At 62.9% G+C, this 26,286-nt stretch carries 27 protein-coding genes; 11 read left to right on the forward strand and 16 right to left on the reverse strand.

Annotated features, from left to right (window positions below):
* Positions 1-46: 46 nt before the first annotated feature.
* Both ABVN20_RS28835 and ABVN20_RS28840 read right to left on the reverse strand, forming a co-directional pair.
* Positions 47-751, reverse strand: coding sequence for a YoaK family protein (locus ABVN20_RS28835; protein ID WP_368559183.1), 705 nt, complete (start codon positions 749-751; stop codon positions 47-49).
* 28 nt (positions 752-779) lie between these two features.
* Positions 780-1,109: a DUF6388 family protein gene (locus ABVN20_RS28840; protein WP_368559184.1), complete on the reverse strand. Its 330-nt coding sequence runs from the start codon at positions 1,107-1,109 to the stop codon at positions 780-782.
* 101 nt (positions 1,110-1,210) lie between these two features.
* On the opposite strand from ABVN20_RS28840, the gene ABVN20_RS28845 reads away from it, so the two are divergent.
* Entirely contained in the window at positions 1,211-1,561 is a 351-nt protein-coding gene (locus ABVN20_RS28845) for a hypothetical protein (protein ID WP_368559185.1), read from the forward strand.
* Positions 1,562-1,735: 174 nt separating this feature from the next.
* Here the strand turns inward: ABVN20_RS28845 and ABVN20_RS28850 are convergent, their stop codons facing one another.
* The gene (locus ABVN20_RS28850; RefSeq protein WP_368559186.1) at positions 1,736-2,167 is read right to left on the reverse strand and encodes a GNAT family N-acetyltransferase; all 432 of its coding nucleotides are present in this window, start codon (positions 2,165-2,167) and stop codon (positions 1,736-1,738) included.
* Positions 2,168-2,305: 138 nt separating this feature from the next.
* On the opposite strand from ABVN20_RS28850, the gene ABVN20_RS28855 reads away from it, so the two are divergent.
* Both ABVN20_RS28855 and ABVN20_RS28860 read left to right on the forward strand, forming a co-directional pair.
* Positions 2,306-2,743: a hemerythrin domain-containing protein gene (locus tag ABVN20_RS28855; protein WP_368559187.1), complete on the forward strand. Its 438-nt coding sequence runs from the start codon at positions 2,306-2,308 to the stop codon at positions 2,741-2,743.
* Between the two features lie 69 nt (positions 2,744-2,812).
* Positions 2,813-3,400, forward strand: a complete 588-nt coding sequence (locus tag ABVN20_RS28860) for an NUDIX domain-containing protein (protein ID WP_368559188.1) — start codon at positions 2,813-2,815, stop codon at positions 3,398-3,400.
* 122 nt (positions 3,401-3,522) lie between these two features.
* Here the strand turns inward: ABVN20_RS28860 and ABVN20_RS28865 are convergent, their stop codons facing one another.
* On the reverse strand, positions 3,523-4,011 hold the full coding sequence (locus ABVN20_RS28865; protein WP_368559189.1) for a methylated-DNA--[protein]-cysteine S-methyltransferase: 489 nt from the start codon (positions 4,009-4,011) through the stop codon (positions 3,523-3,525).
* 149 nt (positions 4,012-4,160) lie between these two features.
* Between ABVN20_RS28865 and ggt the strand changes: the two genes are divergently transcribed.
* The 4 genes from ggt to ABVN20_RS28885 all read left to right on the forward strand — a co-directional run bounded on the left by ggt (position 4,161) and on the right by ABVN20_RS28885 (position 8,178).
* A complete protein-coding gene (ggt, locus tag ABVN20_RS28870) occupies positions 4,161-5,888 on the forward strand; it encodes a gamma-glutamyltransferase (RefSeq protein ID WP_368559190.1) in 1,728 nt (575 codons plus the stop codon).
* 70 nt (positions 5,889-5,958) lie between these two features.
* Positions 5,959-6,492, forward strand: coding sequence for a cysteine hydrolase family protein (locus ABVN20_RS28875; protein WP_368559191.1), 534 nt, complete (start codon positions 5,959-5,961; stop codon positions 6,490-6,492).
* Between the two features lie 229 nt (positions 6,493-6,721).
* Positions 6,722-7,870 (forward strand): sterol desaturase family protein, encoded by a 1,149-nt coding sequence (locus tag ABVN20_RS28880; RefSeq protein ID WP_368559426.1) that lies wholly within the window; start codon positions 6,722-6,724, stop codon positions 7,868-7,870.
* Positions 7,774-8,178, forward strand: a complete 405-nt coding sequence (locus ABVN20_RS28885) for a GNAT family N-acetyltransferase (protein WP_368559428.1) — start codon at positions 7,774-7,776, stop codon at positions 8,176-8,178. The genes ABVN20_RS28880 and ABVN20_RS28885 overlap by 97 nt, the downstream gene beginning before the upstream one ends.
* A gap of 2 nt (positions 8,179-8,180) precedes the next feature.
* Here ABVN20_RS28885 and ABVN20_RS28890 read toward each other — a convergent pair whose 3' ends face one another.
* The 7 genes from ABVN20_RS28890 to ABVN20_RS28920 all read right to left on the reverse strand — a co-directional run bounded on the left by ABVN20_RS28890 (position 8,181) and on the right by ABVN20_RS28920 (position 16,145).
* Entirely contained in the window at positions 8,181-9,614 is a 1,434-nt protein-coding gene (locus ABVN20_RS28890) for a M15 family metallopeptidase (protein WP_368559192.1), read from the reverse strand.
* A gap of 39 nt (positions 9,615-9,653) precedes the next feature.
* Positions 9,654-9,968: an NIPSNAP family protein gene (locus tag ABVN20_RS28895; RefSeq protein ID WP_368559193.1), complete on the reverse strand. Its 315-nt coding sequence runs from the start codon at positions 9,966-9,968 to the stop codon at positions 9,654-9,656.
* A gap of 155 nt (positions 9,969-10,123) precedes the next feature.
* Positions 10,124-12,559: a TonB-dependent siderophore receptor gene (locus ABVN20_RS28900; RefSeq protein WP_368559194.1), complete on the reverse strand. Its 2,436-nt coding sequence runs from the start codon at positions 12,557-12,559 to the stop codon at positions 10,124-10,126.
* A 98-nt stretch (positions 12,560-12,657) separates the two neighbouring features.
* On the reverse strand, positions 12,658-13,626 hold the full coding sequence (locus ABVN20_RS28905; protein WP_368559195.1) for a FecR domain-containing protein: 969 nt from the start codon (positions 13,624-13,626) through the stop codon (positions 12,658-12,660).
* On the reverse strand, positions 13,623-14,135 hold the full coding sequence (locus tag ABVN20_RS28910; protein WP_368559196.1) for a sigma-70 family RNA polymerase sigma factor: 513 nt from the start codon (positions 14,133-14,135) through the stop codon (positions 13,623-13,625). Before ABVN20_RS28910 ends, ABVN20_RS28905 begins: the two co-directional genes overlap by 4 nt.
* Before the next feature lie 89 nt (positions 14,136-14,224).
* Positions 14,225-14,374, reverse strand: a complete 150-nt coding sequence (locus tag ABVN20_RS28915; protein ID WP_368559197.1) for a hypothetical protein — start codon at positions 14,372-14,374, stop codon at positions 14,225-14,227.
* A 70-nt stretch (positions 14,375-14,444) separates the two neighbouring features.
* Positions 14,445-16,145: an amidase gene (locus ABVN20_RS28920; protein ID WP_368559198.1), complete on the reverse strand. Its 1,701-nt coding sequence runs from the start codon at positions 16,143-16,145 to the stop codon at positions 14,445-14,447.
* A gap of 176 nt (positions 16,146-16,321) precedes the next feature.
* Here ABVN20_RS28920 and ABVN20_RS28925 point away from each other — a divergent pair, with 176 nt between their 5' ends.
* Together ABVN20_RS28925 and ABVN20_RS28930 are read left to right on the forward strand one after the other, a co-directional pair.
* Positions 16,322-16,657 (forward strand): hypothetical protein, encoded by a 336-nt coding sequence (locus tag ABVN20_RS28925; protein ID WP_368559199.1) that lies wholly within the window; start codon positions 16,322-16,324, stop codon positions 16,655-16,657.
* Positions 16,658-16,967: 310 nt separating this feature from the next.
* Positions 16,968-17,258, forward strand: coding sequence for a type II toxin-antitoxin system RelB/DinJ family antitoxin (locus tag ABVN20_RS28930; protein ID WP_368559200.1), 291 nt, complete (start codon positions 16,968-16,970; stop codon positions 17,256-17,258).
* 256 nt (positions 17,259-17,514) lie between these two features.
* On the opposite strand, the gene ABVN20_RS28935 is transcribed toward ABVN20_RS28930, so the two are convergent.
* The 4 genes from ABVN20_RS28935 to ABVN20_RS28950 form a co-directional block, all read right to left on the reverse strand.
* Positions 17,515-19,077: an amino acid permease gene (locus tag ABVN20_RS28935; RefSeq protein ID WP_368559201.1), complete on the reverse strand. Its 1,563-nt coding sequence runs from the start codon at positions 19,075-19,077 to the stop codon at positions 17,515-17,517.
* A 105-nt stretch (positions 19,078-19,182) separates the two neighbouring features.
* Entirely contained in the window at positions 19,183-20,343 is a 1,161-nt protein-coding gene (locus tag ABVN20_RS28940) for an iron-containing alcohol dehydrogenase (RefSeq protein ID WP_368559202.1), read from the reverse strand.
* Positions 20,344-20,346: 3 nt separating this feature from the next.
* Positions 20,347-21,738: an aldehyde dehydrogenase family protein gene (locus ABVN20_RS28945; RefSeq protein WP_368559203.1), complete on the reverse strand. Its 1,392-nt coding sequence runs from the start codon at positions 21,736-21,738 to the stop codon at positions 20,347-20,349.
* 7 nt (positions 21,739-21,745) lie between these two features.
* On the reverse strand, positions 21,746-23,119 hold the full coding sequence (locus ABVN20_RS28950) for a glutamine synthetase family protein (RefSeq protein WP_368559204.1): 1,374 nt from the start codon (positions 23,117-23,119) through the stop codon (positions 21,746-21,748).
* 249 nt (positions 23,120-23,368) lie between these two features.
* Here ABVN20_RS28950 and ABVN20_RS28955 point away from each other — a divergent pair, with 249 nt between their 5' ends.
* On the forward strand, positions 23,369-23,755 hold the full coding sequence (locus tag ABVN20_RS28955) for a cytochrome c family protein (RefSeq protein ID WP_368559205.1): 387 nt from the start codon (positions 23,369-23,371) through the stop codon (positions 23,753-23,755).
* Between the two features lie 4 nt (positions 23,756-23,759).
* Here the strand turns inward: ABVN20_RS28955 and ABVN20_RS28960 are convergent, their stop codons facing one another.
* Positions 23,760-24,329, reverse strand: coding sequence for a chorismate mutase (locus ABVN20_RS28960; protein WP_368559206.1), 570 nt, complete (start codon positions 24,327-24,329; stop codon positions 23,760-23,762).
* Between the two features lie 218 nt (positions 24,330-24,547).
* Here ABVN20_RS28960 and ABVN20_RS28965 point away from each other — a divergent pair, with 218 nt between their 5' ends.
* The gene (locus ABVN20_RS28965; protein WP_368559207.1) at positions 24,548-26,218 is read left to right on the forward strand and encodes an MFS transporter; all 1,671 of its coding nucleotides are present in this window, start codon (positions 24,548-24,550) and stop codon (positions 26,216-26,218) included.
* Positions 26,219-26,286: the final 68 nt, after the last annotated feature.

Consider the following 26,286-nt stretch of genomic DNA (forward strand, 5'->3'; position numbering starts at 1 on the left):
TGTGGGAGCGAGCCTGCTCGCGATAGCGGCCTGAAGGCCAACACCATTACCGAGGCATATACCCCAACTGCCACCGCCGCGGAATCTTCAGCGACACCACCCCCAGCACCCCCGCGAGCACGCCGCTGGCGAACAGCGCCTGAAGCCCGAAATGATGTTCCAGCAGGGCACCGAGCACCGCGCCGGCGAACATGCCGGTCCAGGGCACCAGTTGCACCCGCCAGCCGTTGCGGCGCTCGCCCAGCAGCCAACGCCCCAGCCCGCGGCCAAACCGCGACAGGGCGCCGGTGACGTAGGTCAGGCCTACCGGCAGGCCGTTCACCTCTTCGACGGCGGCGTTGAGCATGCCCATGGCGATGATCGCCGCCAGCAGCGCTGGCAGTTGCTCGTCATAGGGCCAGCCCGCCGCCGTGCACAGCAACAGGGCGATGCACAGCAGCAAGGGCAGCGCGCGTCGTCCGCCGATGCGGCTGACCAGGATGCCCAGGGCATTGCCGATGACGAAGGTCGCGACCACCAGCAACAGGCGCAGGGTCAGGCCGAGGTCGCCGTCGCTGATGGCCACCGCGAGGCGGGTGGTGTTGCCGCTCATGAACGAGACGAAATCGCCGCTGGCCATGAAGCCGATGGCGTCGGTCATGCCGGCCAGGACCGAGAGCGCGGCCACCAGGGTCAGGCCGACGCGTCCGCGCCATTTCTGGGTGTGCAGGTGCCCAGGGCTGGCATGGGCGGTGGTGGATGAAGGCAGCATCGTCGGCGGTTTCCTCGAGCGGCGAAGGTCAGGGTTTCAGGCCATACAATTCGCAATATTCGCGCCAGTCCATCCCCGCCATTTCGGCGACCTCGCGGTGCACGTTCATGCGTTGGGTTTCGTAGTCGTGGGCGGTGGCGGCGGTCAGTTGCAAGGTCAGTTCCCAGGCAAACAAGCCCAGGCGCTCGGCTTCGGCTTCGAACGCTTCATTCAAGCGCTCTTCGCGAAATTGCGCGGCGGTTTCACCCTTGGCCTGGGCCAGCAGCGGGTTGAGGTTATCCAGCTCCTCGCGCAACGCGGGACGCTCATCGAGAAATCGCTTGAGTGCCTGCTCGTGTTGCTGTTCGGGTAACGACATGGACGCTCCTTGAAAGAGGACGATGCGGCATTTGCCAGTAAAGCAGAACGATACACCTGCCCACGGTGTTACAGTCGGCTTTTTCCTGACGAGCTCATGCAATGCGAATACTGATGGTGGCCCTGGCAGCAACGCTGCTGGCCGGATGTGCAGGTTCTGTGATGAACAATGCCCGTGGCGGTGCGCCGACCAAAATCCTGACCTCGGACAAACCGGAAAAAGTCGTCGCCCAGTGCGTGCAGTTCGCCTGGCAGGACGAAGCGGTGTTCGGCGTCGATGCCGGCGCCTACCTGGAGCCGGGCCTGCGCGGCGGTTCTACCGTGTATACGCGGTCGGCGGAGTCCTTCGTCGATATCCGTGAAGAGTCGTCGGGTACGGCGTTGAACTACTACGCGCAAAAAGATGACTTCGTCGCCAAGCGCCGGCTGGCGGCGTTGGCGACGTGTCTGTGATCTCCTGACCCCTCGGTTCCCCCCCCCCCCCCACACACACACACTGTGGGAGCGAGCCTGCTCGCGAAAAAACGCCCGAACAACGCGGTGTGTCAGACATCCCGCGTCGTCGTGGACACCCATCGCGAGCAGGCTCGCTCCCACAGTTGGCCGGTGGTGAGTGTCAGTACCGGGTCAAATGCTGTCGATCAACCGCTTCTGAAAAAAATGCCGCCGATGCCCCGGTGGGTAGTCGACGATCTGGCCCAGTTCGCTGTACCCCAGCTTCTGGTAGAACTGCGGCGCCTGGAAGCTGAAGGTGTCCAGCCAGATGCCCACGCAGGCCTTTTCCCGCGCCATGTCCTCGGCCATGCGCATCAGCTTCGAGCCCATGCCGTCGCCCCGGGCCTGTTCCGGCACCGAGAGCAGTTCGATGAACAACCAGCGGTAGAAAAACCGGCCATACAAACCGCCGAGGATTTCCCCCTGTTCGTCGCGCACCACCAGCGCCAGCAGTTCCGATTTGCCGTCACCGGCTTGTGCCACGTTGTAGGCGCGCAGCGGTGCGAGGATCGCCTCGCGGTCTTCCGGGGTCGGGTCTTGTCTGTGTTCAATGATCAAGGTCATCAGCTATATCCTTATGGCGAAGAGCGGCGAGCGTATCCCGGTTGCCGCGTTTGTTCCATCCCCCGCCGGAACCGTCGTCATCGCGCAGGTGTCTAGCCTCAAGAGCGTCATTTCAGAACGCGCCCGATGAGGATTGCCATGAACATTTTTGAAGCCCTGCGCGAAAGCCATGACCGTCAGCGTACCTATGCCAAGGCATTGATCGAGACCAGTGGCGACACGCCCGAACGCGTCGAGGCCTACAAGCAACTGAAGTCGGAACTGCAGGCCCACGAAACGGCCGAAGAGCGGCATTTCTACATTCCGCTGATGGAGTTCGACAACGGCGTGGACCTGAGCCGCCACGCGATCGCCGAGCATCACGAGATGGACGAAATGATGGAAGAACTCGACGAGACCGAGATGTCCAGCCCGGCCTGGCTGGCCACGGCGAAGAAGCTCAGTGACAAGGTGCATCACCACCTCAAGGAAGAAGAGCAGAAATTTTTCCAGATGGCCGGCAAGTTGCTCGACGACAAGCAGAAGGAAACCCTCGCCGGGCAGTATCAGAAGGAATACCAGGCGCAGCTTTCATGAAGCGTGGCTGTTGTCTAGGATGGGCGTTTTTTTGATGAGCTTTTTTTGCTGACGGAAGGACGCCCTGCCATGCCCAACACCGCCGAGCGGGTCAACATCATCGAGTCGCAGGTGCTGTCCCACGACTGGTACCTGCTGAAGAAAATCACCTTCGATTACCTGCGCAACAACGGCGATTGGCAACGCCAGACCCGCGAGGTCTACGACCGTGGCAATGGCGCGGCGATCCTGTTGTACAACCGCGCCAGGCGCAGCGTGATACTGACCCGACAATTTCGCCTGCCGGTGTTCGTCAACGGCCATGACGGCCTGTTGATCGAAGTGGCGGCGGGCCTGCTTGACGGCGCTGCGCCCGAGGTACGTATCCGCGAGGAAGCGCAGGAGGAGACCGGCTACCGCGTGCACCATGTGCAGAAGGTGTTCGAGGCCTACATGAGCCCGGGTTCGGTCACGGAAAAGCTGCATTTCTTCATTGCCGAATACGACGCCGCGGCGAAGGTCGGCGAGGGCGGTGGGCTGGAGGAAGAGACCGAAGAGCTGGAAGTGCTGGAGTGGTCGTTCGACGACGCGCTGCAAGCGTTCGAGCGTGGCGAGATCTGCGACGCGAAGACCATCATGCTGTTGCAGTATGCGGCGATGAAAAAACTGTTTGCCTGATTCCCGAATCCCCTGATCCCCTGTAGGAGCGAGCTTGCTCGCGATGCGCGCAAGGACACCGCGGGGTGTCAGGCATCCATCGTTATCGTTGACGACCATCGCGAGCAAGCTCGCTCCTACAGTTACAGTAGCCAGAAACCTTCAAGTCTCAGCAACAACTCCTTGGCCGCAAGCCCGCCGGCAAACCCGGTCAGTTTCCCCGACGCACCAATCACCCGATGACACGGCGCGATGATCGAGATCGGGTTGCGGCCATTGGCTGCGCCCACCGCACGCACCGCGCTGGGGTGGCCAATCTGTTCGGCGATCTGGCTGTAGCTGCGGGTTTCGCCGAAGGGGATGGTCAGCAGCGCCTGCCAGACCTTCTTCTGGAAATCGGTGCCGCGGAACTCCAGCTCCAGGTCGAAGCGCTGGCGGTTGCCGGCAAAATATTCAGTCAATTGTTGCCGGGCGGTCACCAGGATCGGCAGGTCGGGCGCTTCGCGCATCGGCCCGAGTCGGACCCGGTTGGGTTTGTCGTTTTCCCAGAGGATGGCCGCCAGTCTCGAACCGTTCGCGACCAGGGTCAGTTCGCCCACGGGCGAGGTCATGGTGGTGCAGGTGAAAGTCATGCCGGGATCTGCGCCCAAGAGCTGAACAAGGGGCAAGCATACTGCCTGATCGGGGAGGCGCAAAACGCAATCGCGACCATACTTGCCTGTGCTCTTGAAGCGTTGTCCTCTGCCCGGCGCAGAGCCTGAAAACAAAAAGAGACCGACCCATGAAGTTCGAACCTTTTGCCAAGTCGCTCATCGCGACCTCCCTGGCGCTCACCTGCCTTAATGCCTTTGCCGCCTCCGTGGCCCCGGTGGCCGCCGAAAACGGCATGGTCGTCACCGCCCAGCACCTGGCCAGCCATGTCGGCGTGGACGTGCTGAAGAACGGTGGCAACGCCGTCGATGCCGCCGTTGCGGTCGGCTATGCGCTGGCGGTGGTCTACCCGGCCGCCGGTAACCTGGGCGGCGGTGGTTTCATGACCATCCAGCTGGCGGACGGGCGCAAGACCTTCCTCGACTTCCGCGAAAAAGCGCCGTTGGCCGCGACCGCCGACATGTACCTGGATAAGGCTGGCAATGTCGTACCCGAACTCAGCACCCGCGGCCACCTGGCGGTCGGCGTGCCGGGCACGGTGTCCGGCATGGAGCTGGCGCTGAGCAAGTACGGCACCAAGCCACGCAAGGAAGTCATCGCCCCGGCGATCAAGCTGGCCGAAGACGGCTTCGTGCTGGAGCAGGGCGATGTCGATCTGCTGGAAACCGCCACCGATGTGTTCAAGAAGGACATCAAGGATTCCGGCGCGATTTTCCTGAGCAACGGCGAACCGATGCAGGTCGGGCAGAAGCTGGTGCAAAAGGACCTGGGCAAGACCTTGCGGGAAATTTCCGAGAAGGGCGCCGACGGTTTCTACAAAGGCTGGGTGGCTGACGCCATCGTCACCTCCAGCCAAGCCGGCAAGGGCATCATCACCCAGGCGGACCTGGATAAGTACAAGACCCGCGAACTGGCCCCGGTAGAGTGCGATTACCGTGGCTACCACGTGGTCTCGGCGCCACCACCGAGCTCCGGTGGGGTGGTGATCTGCCAGATCATGAACATCCTCGACGGCTACCCGATGAAAGAGCTGGGCTACCACTCGGCGCAGGGCATGCACTACCAGATCGAAGCCATGCGTCATGCCTACGTGGACCGCAACAGCTACCTGGGCGACCCGGATTTCGTCAAGAACCCGATCGCCCACCTGCTGGACAAGAACTACGCGGCGAAAATCCGTGCGGCGATCAATCCGCAGAAGGCCGGAGTGTCCAGCGAACTCAAGCCCGGCGTGGCGCCGCATGAAGGCAGCAACACCACCCATTACTCGATCGTCGACAAATGGGGCAACGCGGTCTCGGTGACCTACACCCTCAACGACTGGTTTGGCGCCGGGGTGATGGCGAGCAAGACCGGGGTCATTCTCAACGACGAGATGGATGACTTCACCTCCAAGGTCGGCGTGCCGAACATGTACGGCCTGGTGCAGGGCGAAGCCAACGCCATCGCTCCCGGCAAGGCGCCGCTGTCGTCGATGAGCCCGACCATCGTTACCAAGGACGGCAAGGTGGTGATGGTCGTCGGTACCCCCGGCGGCAGTCGCATCATCACCGCGACCTTGTTGACCATGCTCAACGTGATCGACTACGGCATGAACATCCAGGAAGCGGTGGACGCGCCGCGTTTCCACCAGCAGTGGCTGCCGGAAGAAACCAACCTGGAGACCTTCACCACCAGCCCGGACACGGTGAAGATCCTCGAAAGCTGGGGGCACAAGTTCGCCGGTCCCCAGGACGCCAACCACCTGGCGGCGATCCTGGTCGGTGCGCCGTCGCTGGAAGGCAAACCGGTGGGCAAGAACCGCTTCTACGGGGCCAACGACCCACGGCGTAATACCGGTTTGTCGCTGGGTTACTAGGGACTTGTCAGAACCAGGGGACGGATTTATGTTCTGTCCCCTTGTTCACCGACATTACAGGGACGCAACCATGGCCAGCGCACTGTTAATCATTGATGTCCAGCAGGCGCTCTGCGCCGGCGAGTACGAGTGTTTTGAAATCGCGCGCGTCATCGACACCATCAACGACCTCAGCGCCCGTGCGCGCAAGGCCGGGGTTCCGGTGGTGGTGGTCCAGCATGAGGAACAGGACGGCCCGTTCAAGCACGGTGCCGACGGCTGGCAACTGGCGGCCGGGCTGAATGTCGCACCCGGCGATGGGCACGTGCACAAGACCACCGGCGATTCGTTCTACCAGACTCCCTTGCAAAAACTGCTGCCTATCCAGGATTTCGAGCGCCTGGTGATCTGCGGTTTGCAGACCGACTACTGCGTCAATGCCACGGTTCGCCAGGCGCTGAAGCTGGGCTATGACGTGGTGCTGGCGGCGGATGCGCATTCTACCGTCGACAACGGCAACCTCACGGCCGAGGACATCATTGCCGAGCACAACAAGGACCTGGCGCATCTGACCGGGTCGGTGGCGCGGATTGATGTGGTGCCGGCGGCGGGGATCGTTTTTTAATCAGCTCTGTTTGCGGTGGACCTATCGCGAGCAGGCTCGCTCCCACAGGGGATTTGTGTACCACATGAGTGATCACACTGAAGACCTGTTGTGGGAGCGAGCCTGCTCGCGATGACTTCCTTCCAGACACCGACAATCCCACTCAAACATCCCCAACAACAACTACACTTAAAAACCTCCCGGCAATGGACTGCACCCTATTGACCTTGCCCGGTGGAGTAAGCCCTTGGTGGATCTCCTGGCGCTGCTGTACAACGGCCTGCTCGAGTGGGTGGTCCACCCGGTCGTGCGCCAGTTTCTCGGGCTGTTCGACCTGAACGGGCGCATGGGCCTGTTCTTCCTGTGTTGCTCCTTCAGCATCGCTTACCTGCTGTTCCGCGTGCGCAAACATCGCCATCTCACCCAGGCTCGTTCGTTCTGGCAGTTCATCGGCGGTGCGCGGGTGTTTTTCCATTCCTCGGCGCTGCTCGATTACCGTTACTACTTCGTGCGGGCGATCCTCAGGGTCGTGCTGGTGCTGCCGGTGGTCGCCCTGGTCGATCCACTGCTGCTGCGCTCGGGGGACTACGTAGCGTTCTTCACTCAGCTTTGGGGCGCGCGGGAGCAAGTGGAGCAACACCTGCTGCTGTCCCTGCTCTACGGGTTGGGTGTGTTTCTGGTCAATGACTTCATCGGCTACTGGGTGCATCGCGCCTTTCACTCTAAGTGGCTATGGGCCTTTCACAAGGTGCACCATTCAGCGCCGGTGCTGGTGCCCGCAACGGTCAGCCGGGTGCATTTCGTGGAGACGATCGTCGAGAAGCTGGCAACGCTGATCGGCATGGGCGCCTATGCGGGGGTGTTCTGGTACGCCTGCGGTGGTGAGGTCAGCCGCTATTTGCTGTTTGGCGTGACGTACCTGGTGTTCATCTTCAATGCGCTGGCGGCCAACCTGCGCCACAGCCATGTCTGGCTGTCGTTCGGCCCGACGCTTGAGCATGTGCTCAACAGCCCGGCCCAGCACCAGATCCACCACAGCGACGCGCCGCATCACCACAATCGCAACTTCGCGACCAACCTGTCCCTGTGGGACTGGATGTTCGGTACCCTGCATGTCACCACGTCCACCCCCGAGCCCCTGCGCTTTGGCATCGGTGAAGAGGGTCGCGATAAATACCAGAGCGTCTACAGTCTCATCGTCACTCCCTTCATCGACATCACCCAATCCGCTGCGTGGAGACCCCGTTCATGGATGTCCAGATTCATCGCGCCGACGCCACCCACCTCGACGGTGTTGCCCCCCTGTTCGACGCCTATCGAGGTTTCTACGGCCAGCCCTCGAACCTCGAACAGTCGCGCCGCTTCATCGCCGAGCGCATGGCCCGGGATGAATCGGTGATCTTTTTCGCCGAGGACGGGCAGGGCCAGGGACTGGGCTTCGTACAGCTATTCCCGACCTTTTCCTCGATCGACGCGCACCGCACCTGGCTGCTCGGCGACCTGTTCACCGCCCCCGAAGCCCGTGGTCGTGGCGTCGCCACACAATTGATGAACACGGCCCGCGCCTTTGCACTGTTGACCGGGGCCAAGGGCATGACGTTGGAAACCGCCACCGATAACCACACCGCGCAAAAGCTCTATGAGTCCCTGGGTTACGTGCGCGACACCGGCTACTACACCTATTGCCTGGATTTGAAGCAGGGCTGATCTCACCTCGGCGGCAGGTTCCAGCGCTCGCGCCATTGCGCGTATTGCGCTTCGGGCATTTGCACCAGCAGCGGCGACTGGCGCGGGTCGAGCCACTCGAACAGACGGTTGATGTCTGCCGGGTCCATCGCCGTGCAGCCTGCGGTCGGCGACGTGGGGCTGCGCCAGATGTGGAAGAAGATGCACGAGCCGCCAGCCGGCGTGGCCGGGCGGGTGTTGTGCTCGATGACGATGCCCTGGCGATAACCGGCTTCGTTGCGCATCTGTTCGGAACTGTTCCAGTCCCTGACGGTTTGCCCGCCGTCGACCAGTTCGTTGTAGTGACGCGACTGGCTGTCATCGACGCATTCGGTGGTCGGCGTCAGGGCGAGGTAGGGCAGGCGGGTGGCGCTGCTGGCCTCGTAGCCAAACGCGGTGCCGAGCTTGAACACCCCGGCGGGGGCCTTGCCGTCACCTTCGCGTTTGACCGGGGCATCTGCGGGCTCGACGCTGTTCAAACCCTTGCCCCAGGCCATGCCGTTCTTGCCCAGCGTTACCGCGAAGGCTTCGCCGATTTTATTGAAGGACTGGCCGGCACGCTCATAACGTTGGGCGGTGCCCTGGCTGTCATTCCAGTTTTTGCTGGTGACCACGATCAATTGCGCGGCGGCGTTGAGCGCGGTGCTGGTGTCGAGCGGCGTGATCGGGAAATCCATCACGTCGTTGGGCGCGCTGTTGTGGCTGTAGGTGAAGTGCCACCATTCTTTCGAATAGCCGGCGAAGCCTTCCTTCTCCATCGCACTGAGCAGAATCTGCCGGTTGGCCTTGGCGGCATCGTTGATCAACGGGCTGGCGGTGTGGGTGCGTTCGTCGAAACAGTCGAAGCCGGTGCCCATGTCGAGCGCGCCGTCATGCCAGCGCTGCGCATAGGGCGCGGTGCAGTCGGCCTGGCTGGCGCCGGCTGTCCAGGTCGCGGCCGGCAATGCCTTGGGCCCGATGAGGGTCAGGTCGACGGTGGAGCCCCGGGAGTGGTTGGACACCCGCGCCACGTAACCCAAACGCCAGAAGTCCTGTTTGTCCACGCGCGGGTAGAACTCGGCCTTGCGCGGGTCGCCCGGCTCGGAGGCGAAACGGCCCATGTCGGCCACCGCACGCGTGGGCCGATAGCAGTCGAACACTTTCAGCCCGTAACCTTTTGCCCGCAGCGAGGCCTGGACCCTGGCCAGGGCGTTGGCCGTGTCCCGCGTCAGCAGGCATTCACCTGCGGCGTAGCCGTCCAGTGGATGGCCGGTGAAGTTGTGCGCGGTGGCGTAGCGAATGTCCTGCTCGATGCTCGGGTCGACCGCGCGCAAGTAAACCATGTGTGCGGGAACCGACGCGGCAGCGGCGCTGCTGGCGATGCACAGCAAGGGCAGCGACAGCAGCCAGGAGCCGAAAGGGGTGGGCAAACAGCGCATGCGGACGTCTCCTGGCTGAGTCTTGTGAATCAGGCGTTGCTACGCCTTATCGCCGAACACCGGGCGGAAGAAACTGCGCTCGTAACTCAAGATGCAGCGGGTCTCTTCGGCGTACTTGAAGGCAGCGATGCACTCGGGGTCTTTCATCGAGTCCTGGCGATACTGCTCGTAAGCCGCCAGGCTGGGGAAACTGAACATCGCCAGGGCGATATTGTTGGCGCCTTCTGAAGGCAGGAAATAGCCGTGATGCTGGCCGCCGAACTTCTCGACCAGGGGAATCCACAGTTTGCCGTAGTGTTCGAAGGCTTCGAGCTGATACGGGTCCAGTACGTACTTGAGATAGCAGGTGATCATGTTTCACGCTCTTCCATGGGGTGGCCGGGGCAGCGCTGCAATCGTGCGCCCCGGTGCGTAGGCAATTTCCTCTCGCAGCCCTAGGATGAAGCCATTTGCGATGACAGACAAATGCTGCCTGCGCCGGGCAGGCAGCCTCGCTCAGCGATCCGCTGTCAGTACTGCGCGCGCAGCGACAGGGTCAGGCTGCGCGGATCACCGTAGAAGTTGGTGCCCCAGGAGGCGTCTACCCGATCGTAATACTTGCGATCGAACAGGTTGTTGCCGGTGAGGGTCGCCGACAGGTTGTCGTTGATCTTGTAGCCGACCTGGGCGGTGGCGATGCCGTAACCACTCTGCTCGAAGCGCACTTCACGCTGGTACCAGGTCTTGCTGACCACACGCACACCACCGCCGACGCTGAAGTCCTTGAGCGGGCCGTCGGTGAAGTCGTACTTGGTCCACAGGTTGAAGTTGTGCTTGGGCGTGATGGTGCTGAAGGTGTTGCCCTCGGTCGCTTCCTCGGCCTTGAGCAATTTGGTGCTGGTGAAGGCGTAGCCGGTGACGATGCTCCAGTTGTCGGTGAGGTTGCCGCTCAACTCGGTTTCCCAGCCCTGGCTGCGGGCCTTGCCCTGCGCCTTGTTGGTGGCGGTGTCGTTGTCGTATTCGGCGCGATTTTCATCGTAGATGCGGAACATCGCGATGCTGGCGTTCAAGCGCCCGTCGAAGAACTCGCGCTTGAGACCGACCTCGTACTGCTTGCCTTTGCGCGGGCCGATGGGGGTGTTGTCATTGCCGATCTCGCTTTGTGGCTTGAACACGCCGGTGTAGCTGGCATAGGCCGACAGTTCCGGGGTCAGTTTGGCGATGGCGGCGCCATAGGGCACGACCTTGCGGTTGATGCTGGTATGCACGTTGCTGAAGTTGTCGAAGAAGGCGTTGGCGTTTTTCGCGTCGCTCTCGTACCAGGTCACACGGCTGCCGCCGATCAGCTCCAGCCAGTCGGTGACGTTGATTTTGGCGCGGGTGTAGAGGCCGTACTGATCGGACTTGGACCAGTTGCCGTTGACCCGCTCGTAGTCATTTTTCGGAATGTCGATGCTGTCCGGATCATAGACATTGATCGGGAAGTACTCGCCGCCACCGTACGCGAAGTCCTTGTCCAGATGCTGGTACTCGGCGCCCACGGTGAATTCATGGGTGCGGCCCAGGGCCTCGAACGGCGTGGTGACGAAACTGTCGGCACCGATGGTCTTGATGTGGGTGTAGTAGTCGTAGGCCACGGCCCAGCTGTCGCCGGTCGCCGGGTCGACCGCACCGTCGGCCCAGGTGAAGTTGCGCTGCGGGGTTTCGGCGTCACGGTAGGTCAGGGTGGTCTTGAACTGGCCGCCGTTGTCCAGGGCGTGGTCGAGTTCGGCGAAGGTTTCCCAGACCTTCTCGTTGAGGGTGTTCCATCTGGCATCGACGAAGGTCGAGCGCGGTGCGTCGAGCAATTTGCCGTCGGCGAAAGCCGGCAGGCCGAACGCCGGCGTCGAGTGGTTCTGCTGGTAGGCGCCGCCCACCGACAGGGTGGTGGCAGGGTCCAGGTCCAGTTCCAGGCGGCCGTAGACCATCGGGCGTTCATTCTGCGCGGAGTCGACGAACGACTTGTTGTTCTCGTAGGCGGTGATGAAACGCCCACGCAGGGTGCCCTGGTCGTTCAGCGGGCCGGTGACGTCGACCATCGAACGGTAGTGGTCATAGGAACCGGCGGCGATTTCGCCACCCAGGGCGAAGTTGCCCAGGGCGCGCTTGCGCACCACGTTGATGGTGCCGCCGGGTTCGCCGGCCCCCTGGTACAGGCCGGACGGGCCGCGCAGCACTTCGACGCGGTCGTACATCGCCAGGTCGAAACTGGTGCCCAGGTCGCCCTGGCCGGTGGGTTGCGACACGCCATCGACCTGGACCTGATCGACGAGGAAGCCGCGCATGTACACGTCGTTGAGGCTCGACCCCGAGTTGTAGGTCTTGATCGTGACCCCGGTGACCTGGCGCATGGCGTCCTGCAGGCTGTTCATGTTCTGGTCATCCATGCGCTGGCGCGTGACCACCGACACCGACTGCGGGATGTCCTTGAGCTTGATGTTGCCCTTGCCGATGCTGACTTCGTTGGTGGTATAGGAATGAGTGCCTTCGGTGTTCACGCCCAGGCGCTCGCCGGTGATCGACGTGGCGCCCAGTTGCAGGGCATCGGAGCGGGCGGAACGGACCAGGGTGTAGCTGGCGTCGGCGCGTTGCACCAGTTCCAGGCCGGTGCCGCGGAGCAGCCGGGTCAGCGCCTCGAGGGGCGAATAGGTGCCGGACAGGCCGGGGCTTTGCAGGCCATCGGTCAGACTGGGGTCGAACGACAGGGCAATGTTGCTGCTGGCGGCGAAGCGTGACAGCGATACGCCCAGCGGGCCCGCCGGAATCTGGTAGCTGCGCGCATCGGTACGGGCTGACGCTGGCGGTTCTGCGGCCCAGGCCAGGGTGCAGGCACCCGAGATCATCAGGCTGAACAGGGCCTGGGAGGCTGTGCGGCGGAGTTTGGGCGTGAGTGCTGGGCTGAGTCGGGGCGTGCGGTAAACGGGCATCGAGAAGGAATCCTGTCGGTCAGGGATAGGGGGTGTTCTCCCTTGCCAGCCCACCGCGGAAAAAGTATCACCGCGTGGAAAATATTTTTTCGAGAGGGTCACGCCGGGGCAATCGTGACCCAATAACCGCCCAGGTGAGTGGTGACTTTCACCGGGTAGGTCAAGGCCAGCATGCTCAGTGCGCGGCGAGTGTCGTCCAGCGGGAACGCGCCGGAGATCGGCACCCGGGCGACGGCCGGATCGCAGCGCACGATGCCGTGCCGGTAACGGGCCAGCTCGGTGGCGAATTCCGCCAGGTTCATCCGGTCGGCCACCAGCATGCCCTGGGTCCAGGTGGTCAGGGAGTTGTCCGCCGGGGTCAGGGGGCCCATTTGCGTGGCGGAAAACGTGGTCTTCTGTCCGGCGACGATGATCGTCGGCGTTGCCTGTGGGCGGCCTTCCAGCTCGACCCGGACCTGGCCTTCCAGCACGGCCAGGCGCGTGATGCCGGCGTCTTCGCGAACGCTGAAGCGGGTGCCCAGCGCCTGCATGAGGCCCTGCTGCGTCGACACACGAAACGGTCGTCCGGGCACCTGGATGTCCGGGGCCGTCTGCACCAGGATTTCCCCCCGGCGAACCCGGATCAGGCGTTGCAGCGCGCTGTAGTCGACGTCGATCGCGGTGTCGGTATTGAGGGTCAACTGGCTGCCGTCGACCAGGGTGATCTGGCCACGTGCGCCGATTGCACTCTGGTAGTCGGCGGTCCAGCCCTGGCGTTCGTTCAACTGCCAGCCGGCCCAACCGGCCGGTGCCAGCGCCAGCAACGCCGCCAGGCGCCCGAGCATGGCCCGGCGTTGCGGGTTGGCGGGGCGATCCAGGGCCGGCATGGCCAGCTCCGGCGGCAGGCCGCCGAGTTTGCCCAGCAGCATTTCGGCGCGCTGCCATGCGCCTTCGCGTTCGGCGCTGCTGGCCCGCCACTGGTGCCATTGTGCGAGTTCTTCGGGGCTGGGCGAGCGTTCATTGAGGCGCATCAGCCACTCGGCGGCTTCTTCCAGGGTGGCCGGGCTGATCATCGCAGGCGTTTTCATTCGGTCATCAACGTCAGGCACTGCAAAAAGGCCTGTTTCATGTAGCGTTTGACGGTAATCAGCGAGACGTCGAGCTTCACCGCGATGTCTTCGTATTTCATCGCGCCGATCTGCGACAGCAGGAACGCGCGCTTCACCTGCGGGGGCAGGGCGTCGAGCATGGCATCGACTTCATGCAGGGTTTCCAGGATCAGCCAACGCAACTCCGGCGACGGGGCGTGCTGCTCGGGCATCTGCGCCAGCGCCGCCAGGTAGGCGCGCTCCAGGGCCTTGCGCTGGTACCAGTTCACCAGGATGCCCTTGGCCACACAGGTCAGGTAGGCCCTTGGCTCGGCGATCTCGGGCATTGGCCGGGCGAGGATGCGTATGAACGTATCGTGCATCAGGTCAGCCGCATCCATGCGGTTTCCCAGCTTGCGCTGCAGCCAGGCGAACAGCCAGCCCTGATGACCGATGTACAGGGCTTCGACACAACGAGCGTTCTGCTGGTGAATTGGAGAGTCGCTCATCGCATCAATAATTTCTGCTAGTGAGAATTATTAGCAATTGTAATGAGCGACATCGAGGACGGCAAGACCGAGCGCCTCACCGTTTTGGCCTAGTTGCCGTCGGCGACCTTGCGTTCGATGGCGTCGGTCTTGCGTTTGAGCGCTTCGGCTTCTTCTTCCTTGGTGCGGGGGGAAGTCGGCGTGATGATTTTATCGACGGCGTCGGGTTTGTCGTCGGTGTCGCGGTCTTGAGTGTTCATGGCTCGTACCTCCGTTGGCGTCACACATTGGATGTGCTGGCCAACGGCGAGTTCGAGATTTTTTCGAGGCTTACAGCGGCGGGGTACGTGGCGGGATCATCCGCAGGTTGCCGGTGGATTCGAAGGCCGAAGCGAAACGCAGCAGCGCCGAATCGTCATAGGCACGCCCGGCGAAGGTCAACCCGACCGGCATGCCGATGTCGGCCATGACGCCCATGGGTACGGTGACCGTTGGCACTCCCAGGTGACGGATGGCCAGGTTGCCGTTGGCGACCCAGATGCCGTTGCTCCAGGCGATGTCGGCGGCGGCCTCGTCGATGTCGGCGTTGGCCGGGGCGACATCGGCCACGGTCGGGAACAGCACCGCGTCGAGGCCCAGACGGTCCATCCAGTCTTCAAGGTCGATGCGCCGGGTCTGTTCCAGGCCGCGCAGGCCGTCGGCCACGGTGCTGATCTGGTCCCACGGTGTGATGCCGCGCTCGGCCATGCGCACGTACTCGTCCATGCCCGCCACCAGGTCGCCTTCGCGGTTGGGCAGGGTGCCGGGGTCGTGGGGGAAGATCAGCGGGCCGTCGACGTCCACCAGCCGGTTGAGTTTCGGGTCGTCGTTGGCGCGCAGGAAATCGTCGAAGGCCCAGGCCGTCAGGTCCCACAACTCATGATGCAGGAACTCCTTGGACACCAAGCCACGGGTGAACACCGTCGGTGCACCCGGACGGTCGCCCTCGCAATTGGACACCAGCGGGAAATCCACTTCGACCACTTCGGCGCCGGCCGCTTCCAGGGTCTTGCGGGCTGCTTGCCACAGCGCCATCACCGAAGGGCGGGTGTCGATGCGCTGCCCGGTCGGCCCGCCGATGCCCGGTGCTTCGCTGGTGCCGGCCTCGGGGTCGGCGTTGATGAACATGCGCGGCACGCCCAGGCGCTTGCCGGCCAGTGCGTCGGCCTTCACCGCCAGTTCGGCGTAGGATTCCGGGCGCACCGAGGCGACGCTCGGGATCGGCACCCAGGTTTGCAGGCGCCACAGGTCGCCACGGGTGTCGGGGTCTTCGGCCACGACGACGTCGAGGACTTCGAGCAGGTCGGCCATGGTCCGCGCGTAGGGCACCACCACGTCCATGGTCGGCGTCAACGGCCAGTTGCCGCGGACCGAGATCACCCCGCGTGAAGGGGTGTAGGCACACAGGCCGTTGTTGGACGCCGGGCCGCGACCGCTCGACCAGGTTTCCTCGGCCAGGCCGAACGCGGCGAAACTGGCGGCGGTGGCGGTGCCGGCGCCGTTGGACGAACCGGAAGCGAAGGGGGCGGTCAGGTAGCCGGCGTTATACGGGCTTTCCGCGCGACCATAGACCCCGCGTTGCATGCCGCCGTTGGCCATGGGCGGCATGTTGGTCTTGCCCAGGCAGATCGCCCCGGCAGCGCGCAGCCGTTCGATGGTGAACGCGTCACGATAGGCCACCAGGTTGGCGAAGGCCGGACTGCCGGAAGCCGCGGTCAGTCCCTTGACCAGGTAGCTGTCCTTGGCCGTGTAGGGAATGCCGTCGAGCGGGCCCAGCGTCTGGCCTTTTGCCCGGCGGTCATCGGAGGCTTTCGCTTCGTTGATGGCCTCGGGGTTACGCACCACGACCGCGTTGAGGGCCGTGGGGGTGTCGGCGCCGTCGTAGGCGTCCACACGGGCGAGATAGGCCTCGACCAGTTCAACCGCCGTGGTCTGGCCGGACTCGAGCGCCGCACGCAACTGGGCAATGGAAACCTCGGTGACCTCGATCATGTTGCTACCGCCGTTATCGAATAATGAGTGGGGAATGCGCGGCATGGTAAGCCGAATAAGGAGGCGCTGCCAGATGGTGGCGCAGGGTTCGGCCCGATACCCATCGGCCATCTCCTGCGTTAAGGTGTGCGCCGCCCGAGAGATGGATCCCGGGCGTTTTTATATGGAGTAACACAGTGAATTACCTCAGCAAAGTGCTTGCCGTTTCCCTGGTCGGCGTGGTTCTGGCCGGTTGCAGCGGCGCACCGATGAAGACCCAGCAATACGACGCCAGCCAATACACCGTGGTGGGCCACAGCGAAGCCAGCGCCACCGGCCTGATGCTCTTCGGTTTCATCCCGATCCGCCAGAACAGCCGTTTCGTACGCGCCCAGGACGCGGCCATCCAGGCCAAGGGCGGCGACGCCTTGATCAACACCCAGGTGCAGGAACGCTGGTTCTGGGCCTGGGTCCTGAACGGCTACACCACCACCGTATCGGGTGATGTGATCAAGCTGAAAAACGCCCAGTAAGCGCAGTGGCTCGCCGCATGGCGAGCGCGCTCGAGCGTTGATCCACCAAGACGAAAAAGCCCCGCAGGCTGATGTTTGCGGGGCTTTTTCGTTTGAGTATCCGCGTTATTTCCCGCACCGGATTGGGACGGTTCATCGGGGTATCGAGGATCGGGCTGATTTTCACGGCGCGAGGAAAGGTTTGAAATGCACAACGAGGCTCGATGCCGGTTTTTCAGCCGTCCATCACCCTGAAGTTGACCCTGATAAAGCTGTTCAACCACACTGTTTGAGGTAGCGCCCATGTAGCTACGTATTATGAGGTTATTCCATGAATGCAATGCTGAAAACCACGGACGTGCGTTGCCGTATAGATGAAGACTTGAAGGCACGTGCTACTGAAGTATTGAACGCTTGCGGCTTGAGCATCAGTGATGCGCTGCGTCTTTTTCTTCGTCAGGTCGTCGTGACCCAGGGGCTCCCATTCGAGGTGCGCGCCCCTTCGCAGAAAACCGCGCGTGCCATGCAGCAAGCTCGAGAGATTCGTCAGCGGTTCGATTCGATCGACGACATGTTGAGGGATGCTGATGGCGAAACCGGAAAGGAAGCCAAAACGCGCTGAGCTACCCAGGCAGTGTGTGCACCTGTAGGAGCGAGCATGCTCGCGAAAAAATGCCCGGACAACGCGGGCATTCAGATAGCCCGCGTCATCGTTTACGACCATCGCGAGCGTGCTCGCTCCTACAGGTGATGTGGGGCTTCTGTAGGAGCGAGCATGCTCGCGAAAAAAATGCCCGGGCAACGCGGGCAGTCAGGTAGCCCGCGTCATCGTTCACGACCATCGCGAGCAAGCTCGCTCCTACAGATGCAGTCGTTGATCAAACCCCCGCCTGCTTGTTCAACGCCGCCTCGGCTGCGGCGATTTCGCTCTGGCGTTTGACGATCAGGTCACCCGTCGGCGGCCCCTGGAAGCGTCGGGCTTCGAAGCCGAACCAGACGATGGCGGTCAGCACCAGAAAGCCGATGGTGATGTACAGCGCCCAGTCGTTGGGTGGCTGGATGCCGATGACGAAGATCACCACCATCGACACGATCGACAGCAGGGAAAACAGCGTGTACAACCCGCGCCCCATGTTCCACGGGCCCATGGTCGGCCACTTCGCGGTGCCGTAGGCGAACAGGCCCAGCACGATGGGGATGATGAACGAGAAGAACAGGAAGATCACCGTGCACGAGACCACGATGGTGTAGACCGGTGTCTCGCCGATGGAGATCACCGACGAACCCCAGTCGAACAGCACCGCCAGGGTCGCACCGGTCCAGATCGCCGCCACCGGGCTGCGGAAGGTCGGGGATACCGAGGCCAGCGCCTTCGAGCAGGGCAGGCCGCCATCGCGGGAAAAGGCGAAGATCATTCGCGACACCGAGGTCACCGTCGCCAGCCCGCAAAGAAACTGAGAAACGAAAATCGCCACGTACAGCGCGAACTTCACACTGGGATTGACCTGGGCGTCCATGGCCCAGAAAAACACGTTCCAGCCCTGTTTCGCCGCGTCGTCCATGTTCGGCAGCATCAATACGAACGAGCTGAGCATCACCCAGCCGAACAGCAGCGACCAGATCACCGACATCACCATGCCCTTGGGCACCGACATCGCGGCGTTGCGGGTCTCTTCCGAGGTATGCGCCGAGGCGTCGTAGCCGGTGATGGTGTAGATCGGCAGCAGCAGGCCGAGCATGAACACCCAGCTGTTCGACACTTCTGGCCAGACACCACCGCCCGCTGCGCCGGAGTAGTTGCCGAAGGTCCACAGCCGCACAAACTCATAACTGGGCGCCGAGATCAGGCAGACGATGGTCAGCGTCAGGGCCGTGGCGAAAATCAGGTAGCCGGAGAAGTCGGTGAGTTTGGCGGTCAGGCCGATCCCCAAGTGGTTGCACAACGCCTGGATGCCGGTGAGGATCGCCAGGAAAATCACCCTGACCGTGGTCGTGTCTTCCATGCCGAGGGCAGGGCCGAACGCACCGAAAAAGAAGTAGTAGGTGCCGACGTTGATCGCCCCGAGTACGGTAACCAGCCCCAGCAGATTGAACCAGGCCGTCAACCAGCCGGTGAAGCGATTCCCGAGGATCGAGCCCCAGTGATACAACCCGCCAGCGGTGGGGTAGGCCGAGGAAATCTGCGCCATCGCCAGGGCGAACACCCCGGAAATCAGGCAGCCAATCGGCCAGCCGATGCCGATCGAGGCACCGCCCGCGCCCGAGGTGCCCTGGGCCAGTGAGTTGATGCCACCGGAGAGGATGCAGATGATCGAGAAGGAAATGGCGAAGTTGGAGAAAACCCCCATTCGCCGTGAGAGTTGCTGGGCGTAGCCCATGCTGTGCAGTGCCTTGACGTCCTCGTCATGAGTGTCGGCGCCTGGCTGGCTTGCTGGGTTCATGCGGTGTACCCCTTGAGGTTTTGATCAAGCCATTGGCGTTCGCGCAATGGGCTGGCCTTAACACCTTGTCGTACTGCTCCTGTTACAACCGTTACTGCTCTGGATCTACACGTGGCCGTGATAGGCCGCGGTAAAAATTCGCGTGGCGCTGTCCTTGGTCATGGGCAACGGGTTGCCGCCGGCCGAGGGGTCGACGATGGCCATGTCGGCAATCAGCTCCACCTGGCGGTCATCCACCCCCAGCTCCTTGAGCGTATGCGGCACGCCGATGTTCTGACGCAGTTCGAGGATGTAGTCCATGAAGCTCTTGAACCCGGGATTGGGCAGTTGCAGGTAGGCGGCAAGACGGGTGATGCGTTCCTCGATGGCCGAGCGATTGGCGTGCAGCACGTAAGGCATGAACACCGCGTTGGTCATGCCGTGGTGGGTGTCGTACAGCGCGCCCACCGGGTGCGACAACGCATGCATGCCACCCAGGCCTTTCTGGAAGGCGGTGGCGCCCATTGCCGCGGCGGCGAGCATCTGCGCGCGGGCATCGAGGTCATCGGGCGTGTGCACCGCGCGCTCCAGGGCATTGACCACCAGGCGCATGCCCTCCACGGCAATGCCGTCGGCCAGCGGATGAAAACCGGGGGCGCAATAGGCTTCCAGGCAGTGCGAAAGCGCGTCCATGCCGGTGCCGGCAGTGATTTTGGTCGGCATGCCGACGGTGAGCGCCGGGTCGCTGATGACCACCCGTGGCATCATTTTCGGGTGGAAGATGATGCGTTTGGTGTGGGTGCTTTCTTCGATGATCACCGCCGCTCGGCCCACCTCGGAGCCGGTGCCCGCCGTGGTCGGCACGGCAATGATCGGGGCGATACGATCGGCGTCGGCGCGGGTCCAGTAGTCGCCGATGTCTTCGAAGTCCCACACTGGTCGGCTCTGCCCGCTCATGAAGGCGATCAGCTTGCCCATGTCCAGCCCGCTGCCACCGCCGAAGGCGACCACGCCGTCATGGTTGCCGCTGCTCCAGGCCTTGAGACCGGCGTCCAGATCGGCCGACACCGGGTTGGGCTTGATGTCGCAATACAGCGCCGCGCCCAGGCCCGCGGCACGCATGGCATCCAGTGCGGCGAGGGTGATCGGTGCCTGGCCCAGGCCGCGGTCGGTGACCAGCAGCGGACGCTGGATGCCCTGGCTGCGGCAGGCATCGGCCAGTTCGGCGATCCGCCCGACACCGAAGCGAATGCTGGTGGGGTAGTTCCAGTTTCCAGTCAGGCTCATGGGCTACACCTCGTGGCGCAGATGAAAGGATTTGGGCCGGGTCAGGTGCTCGTAGCCCAGGCTCGACAGGGTGGCGCCGCGCCCACTGTGCTTGACCCCGGTCCAGGCCAGCGCCGGGTCGAGGTAATCGCAGCGGTTCATGAATACGGTGCCGGTGGCGATCCGCTCACCCAGGCGTTCGGCGGCGGCGAGGTCCTGGGTCCAGATCGAGGCGCTGAGGCCGAATTCGCTGTCGTTCATCAAGCGCACGGCTTCGTCATCGTCGGCCACCGGCATGATGCCGATCACCGGGCCGAAGCTTTCGTCGCGCATCACCGACATCCTGTGGTCGACGTCCACCAGCACCTGCGGCGCCAGGTAGGCGCTGCCTGGCACATCGGCGGGGAAATCCTTAACGTCGATCAAGGCCCTGGCGCCCTGGGCTTGCGCGGCCTTGATCTGGCCGCGCACGAAATCGGCGGCTGCCGGGGACACCATCGGCCCCAGCGTCGTCGCCTCATCCAGCGGATTGCCCAGCACGTACTGGCGGGTGAGGGCGACGAAGCGCTCGACGAATGCCGGGTAGAGGCGCTGGTCGACGTAGATGCGCTCGATGGCGCAGCAGCTTTGCCCCGAGTTGAAGAAGCTGCCGTCCACCAGGTTCTCCACCGCATGTTCAAGGTTGGCGTCGGCGCGCACGTAGGCCGGGTCCTTGCCGCCCAGCTCCAGGCCTACGCCGATGAAGCGCCCGACCGCAGCGGCTTCCATGGCTTTGCCGGCCTCCACGGAGCCGGTGAAATTCACCTGGTGCACGCGGCCCGACGCGATGACTTGCGCGGTCATTTCGTGGCTGAGCAGCAGGTTGTGAAACAACCCTGGCGGCAGATTCGCCCGGCGCAAGGCTTCAGCAAAACGTTCGCCCACCAGCAGGGTTTGCGAGGCGTGCTTGAGGATCACGCTGTTGCCGGCCATCAGTGCCGGGATAATCGTGTTCACCGCCGTCAGGTACGGATAATTCCACGGCGCGACCACCAGCACCGTACCCAGCGGTTCACGTTTGATGTAGCGGCGAAACCCGGCCACCGGCGCAGGCTCCACCGGTGCCAGGGCCTGGGGCGCGATGGCGATCATGTGCCGTGCGCGCTCGGCAAAACCGCGCAGTTCACCGGCGCCATAACGCACCGGGCGACCCATCTGCCGAGCGAGTTCCGGGACGATGTCGGCCTGCATCGCCAGCATCGCCTCGACGGCGGCGCTGCACCGCGCGGCGCGTTCGCTCAAGGGCTGTCGCTGCCATTCGACCTGGGCATGTTGTGCGGCCGCCAGGGCCTGTTCGACCTGTGACGCGTCGGCGTACTCGCGCTCGACATAGACCCGGCCATCCACCGGGGAGATGAGCTCAATCTTCGCAGTCATGATGATCTCAATAGCGCTCGAAACCGCGCTGCAATTCCCAGTCGGTGACACGCCGGTCATATTCTTTCTGTTCCCATTCGGCGGTGTGCACGTAGTGCTCGACCACGTCATCGCCCAGCGCGTCGCGCAACATGCGCGAGCCCTTGAGCGCCGCGCAGGCCTCGCGCAGGGTTTTCGAGACTTCCGGCGAGCGCTCGTCGGCGTAGGCGTCACCTTCGAACGGCGGCGCCAGTTCGAGCTTCTCGTCGATGCCGGCCAGCCCGGCCGCGATCAGCGCGGCGAAGGCCAGGTAGGGGTTCAGATCAGCGCCGCCGATGCGGCACTCGATGCGGATGGACTTGCTCTCTTCGGCGCACAGGCGAAAGCCGGCGGTGCGATTGTCGCGGCTCCACACCGCCCGCGTAGGCGCGAAGGTGCCGGCCTGGAAGCGCTTGTACGAGTTGATGTAGGGCGCGAGGAAACAGGTGATGTCGTTGGCGTACTTGAGCTGCCCGGCCACCCAGGAACGCATCAGTTTGGACATGCCGAACTCGGCCTTGGCGTCGAAGAACAACGGCTTCTTGCCGTTCTTGTCCCACAGCGAATTATGGATATGGCTGCTGGAGCCGGCGGCGTCATAACGCCACTTGGCCATGAAGGTGATCGCCTTGCCCTGAGCGTCGGCGATCTCCTTGCACGCGTGCTTGATGAGCACGTGATGGTCGGCCATGGTCATCGCGTCGGCGTAACGGATGTTGATCTCTTCCTGGCCAGGGCCCCATTCACCCTTGGAGTTTTCCACCGGGATACCCGACGCTTGCAGGTGCTTGCGAATGGCGCGCAGCACCGGTTCCTCGCGGGTGGTCTGGAGGATGTTGTAATCCTCGATGTAATGACCGGCGGTTTTCGGTTGGTGGTAATTGCGTTGGTGGATCGCTTCGTAGCTTTCGTCGAACAGGTAGAACTCCAGCTCCGAGGCGAACATGCCGGTGTAGCCGCGCTCGCGCAGGCGTTCGACCTGGCGCTTGAGGATCGCTCGCGGGCTGTGGGGCAAGTCCTTGCGATGGTGATGGTCGAGCACATCGCACAGCACCAGCGCCGTGCCTTCCAGCCACGGCACGCGACGCAGGGTGGCCATGTCGGGCTTGAGCACGAAGTCGCCGTAGCCTTTGCTCCAACTGGCGGCGGCATAACCGGGCACCGGCTCCATGTCGATGTCGTCGGCCAGCAGATAGTTGCAGCAATGGGTTTCCTGGTAGCCGCTGTCGATGAAAAACTCGACCTGGAAACGCTTGCCGACAAGGCGTCCCTGCATGTCGACCATGCAGACCAGGACGGTGTCGATTTCACCAGAGGCGGCAGCGCGCTTGAGCGCGTCAAAACTGAGGAAGGGCTCGGTCATCACGTCATTCCTGCGTGAACAAGTTGGGCCTGTCTGAGGTAGCTGTTGCAGACGCTCTCCAGAAAAACCACAACCCTGCAGAAGCGAGCATCGTGAGCAATAAGCTGCTCACAGCTTAGCTTGCTTTTGCATGACGCAAGTTTTGGCGCACAAAAGTTGTGCAGGCGTTCGACGCGATCACGTTGCGAGTGCAAACTGGCGCGCGTTGTTTTTCGCTGAATCCTTGTGCCCTTTGTTCTGGACTTGCGCATGATAAAAGTTGTTGCACTGACCCTGGCCTTGCTCCACACCAGCCTGTTCGCCGCACAGGCCCTGGCTGCCGGCGATGCCGAAGCCGGGGCCAAACTGTTCCCGAGGATTTGCGGGGGGTGCCATCAGGTCGGCGAGTCGGCGCGGGCTTCTTTCGGGCCGCAACTGAACAACATCTTTGGTCGCCCATCGGCGGGCACTTCGGATTACCAGTATTCGGACGCGATGAAAGCCGCCGGACTGGTGTGGGATCGCGAAACCCTGACGGCCTATCTCGAAGCGCCGAAGAAAGTCGTGCCGGGTACCCGCATGATTTTCTGGGGCTTGAGCGATCCGCAGAAAATCGAGGATGTGCTGGCGTATTTGCAGACGTTCCAGACGCAGTAAAGCGTCAGTTGACGATGCACAGGTCCCCGGTGGCGCGGATCAATCCCTGGCCATGCAAGTAGTCCTTGATCAGGGCAGACCGTGCCTTGGCCAGCCACTGGGCGCAGTTGGGGTCGGTGCGATAGGGTGCGAACTCGGCGTAGGCCTGCAACAGGCGTTTTTGCACTTCATCGAGTTGTGGGCGGACCTCCTTGGTGAGGTTCGGTCGCGGTAGATCCGGCGCCTTGCCCGCCGCCTGCCACTGGGCGAGCAAACCGTATTGCACCAGCTTGCTGGCCTCGATCTGCGCAGCGATCAAATCGGCCACCTCGTCCGGGTTGAGCTTACGGCTGATCGCCTGCTTTCTGGCGGCGGCGATGACCTGTGCTTCCCGGGCGCTGTCCTGGATCGGTGTGCGGCTGTCCCATTTGCTCAGCGCGACCCGGTCAGCGATGTTCAGGCGTTCGTTCATGGTCGCCACCAGCGGTTGCAGGCTGGCGGGCGGCGGGGCGGTCACATCGGCCTGGGCGCTGCAGGCGATCACGGCGGACAGGACGCAAAACATCAGTTTCGGCAGGCGAAGGGTCGAGCACATGGGCAAGCCTCATTGGACGTGGGACGCGCTGGCCGATGTTGTGTATCACAAATGAGCCAGCGGTGTCCCCACCGCCTGACGCCTTCTACAGGGTGAAGGTTTATACATGATGGCGAGTGGATATCTTCGCGAAGCTGATTATGCTTCAGGAAACCTTGCAGCGATGTAAGGCGGCGCAATCCGTGTCAGCTAAAACAAAAACACGACGGAGAAGACTCATGGCCGCAATCGACAGCACCACGGGCGACTCGCCCAACCGCGGGATCAGCAGGGAAGAGCGAAAGGTGATCTTCGCCTCGTCCCTGGGCACTGTGTTCGAATGGTACGACTTCTACCTTTACGGCTCCCTCGCTGCAATCATCGCCAAGCACTTCTTTGCCGGCGTCAATGAAACCACCGCCTTCATCTTCGCCTTGCTCGCCTTCGCCGCAGGTTTTGCCGTGCGGCCCTTCGGCGCCATCGTGTTCGGGCGCCTGGGCGACATGATCGGGCGCAAGCACACCTTTCTGATCACCATTGTCATCATGGGCGTTTCCACCGCCGTGGTGGGTTTCCTGCCGGGCTACGCGACCATTGGTGTGGCGGCGCCGATCATCCTCATCACCCTGCGCCTGCTGCAAGGCCTGGCGCTGGGCGGCGAATACGGCGGGGCGGCGACCTACGTGGCCGAGCACGCGCCGAAGGGCAAGCGCGGGTTTTTCACCTCATGGATTCAAACCACCGCGACCCTGGGCCTGTTCCTGTCGCTGCTGGTGATCCTCGCCTGCCGCACGATTCTGGGTACTGAAGCGTTCGAAGCCTGGGGCTGGCGCATACCGTTCCTGCTGTCGATCCTGCTGCTGATCATCTCGGTGTACATCCGCCTGCAACTCAGCGAGTCGCCGGTGTTCATGAAGATGAAGGCTGAAGGCAAGGCATCCAAGGCGCCGCTGACCGAATCCTTCGCGCGCTGGGACAACCTGAAAATCGTCATCATGGCGCTGTTGGGCGGTACCGCCGGTCAGGCCGTGGTCTGGTACACCGGGCAGTTCTATGCGCTGTTCTTCCTGCTGCAGACACTCAAGATCGACGCCCAGACCGCCAACCTGCTGATTGCCGGTTCGTTGCTGATCGGTACACCGTTTTTCGTGATTTTCGGCAGCCTGTCCGATCGCATCGGGCGCAAGGGCATCATCATGGCCGGGTGCATTCTGGCGGCGGTGACCTATTTCCCGATCTTCCACGCGCTGACCCAGTACGGTAACCCCGACGTGTTCGTTGCCCAGGAAAAAAATCCGGTCACGGTGGTTGCGGACCCTGCCCAGTGCTCGTTCCAGTTCGACCCGGTGGGCAAAGCCAAATTCACCAGTTCCTGCGACCTTGCCAAGACCGTGCTGGCCAAGCGAGCCATCCCTTACACCAATGAAACCGCAGCGCCGGGCAGCGTGGCGCAGATCCGCATCGGCAACCAGGTGGTCGAGAGTTTCGAAGGCACCGGCATGCCGGCGGCCGACTTCAAGACCCGCAACGATGCCTTCACCGCCACCCTCGGCACCGCGCTGAAAGAGGCCGGTTACCCCGAGAAGGCCGACCCGGCCAAGACCAACTACCCGATGGTGCTGTTGCTGCTGACCATCCTGGTGATCTACGTGACCATGGTCTACGGCCCCATCGCCGCCTGGCTGGTGGAACTGTTCCCGGCGCGCATCCGTTACACCTCGATGTCACTGCCGTACCACATCGGCAACGGCTGGTTCGGTGGCTTCCTGCCCACCGTGGCCTTCGCCATGGTCGCGGCCACCGGGGATATCTACTACGGGCTGTGGTACCCGATCGTCATCGCGGTGATGACCGCCGTGCTCGGCATCTTCTTCATGCCGGAAACCAAGGACCGGGATATCCACCAGTAATACCCGACAGGCACAAAAAAGCCCGGCTGTTCAGGCCGGGCTTTTTGTTGAGTGTTGCGCTGGAGCCA

It is taken from the genome of Pseudomonas sp. MYb118 (assembly GCF_040947875.1).
Classification (GTDB): domain Bacteria; phylum Pseudomonadota; class Gammaproteobacteria; order Pseudomonadales; family Pseudomonadaceae; genus Aquipseudomonas.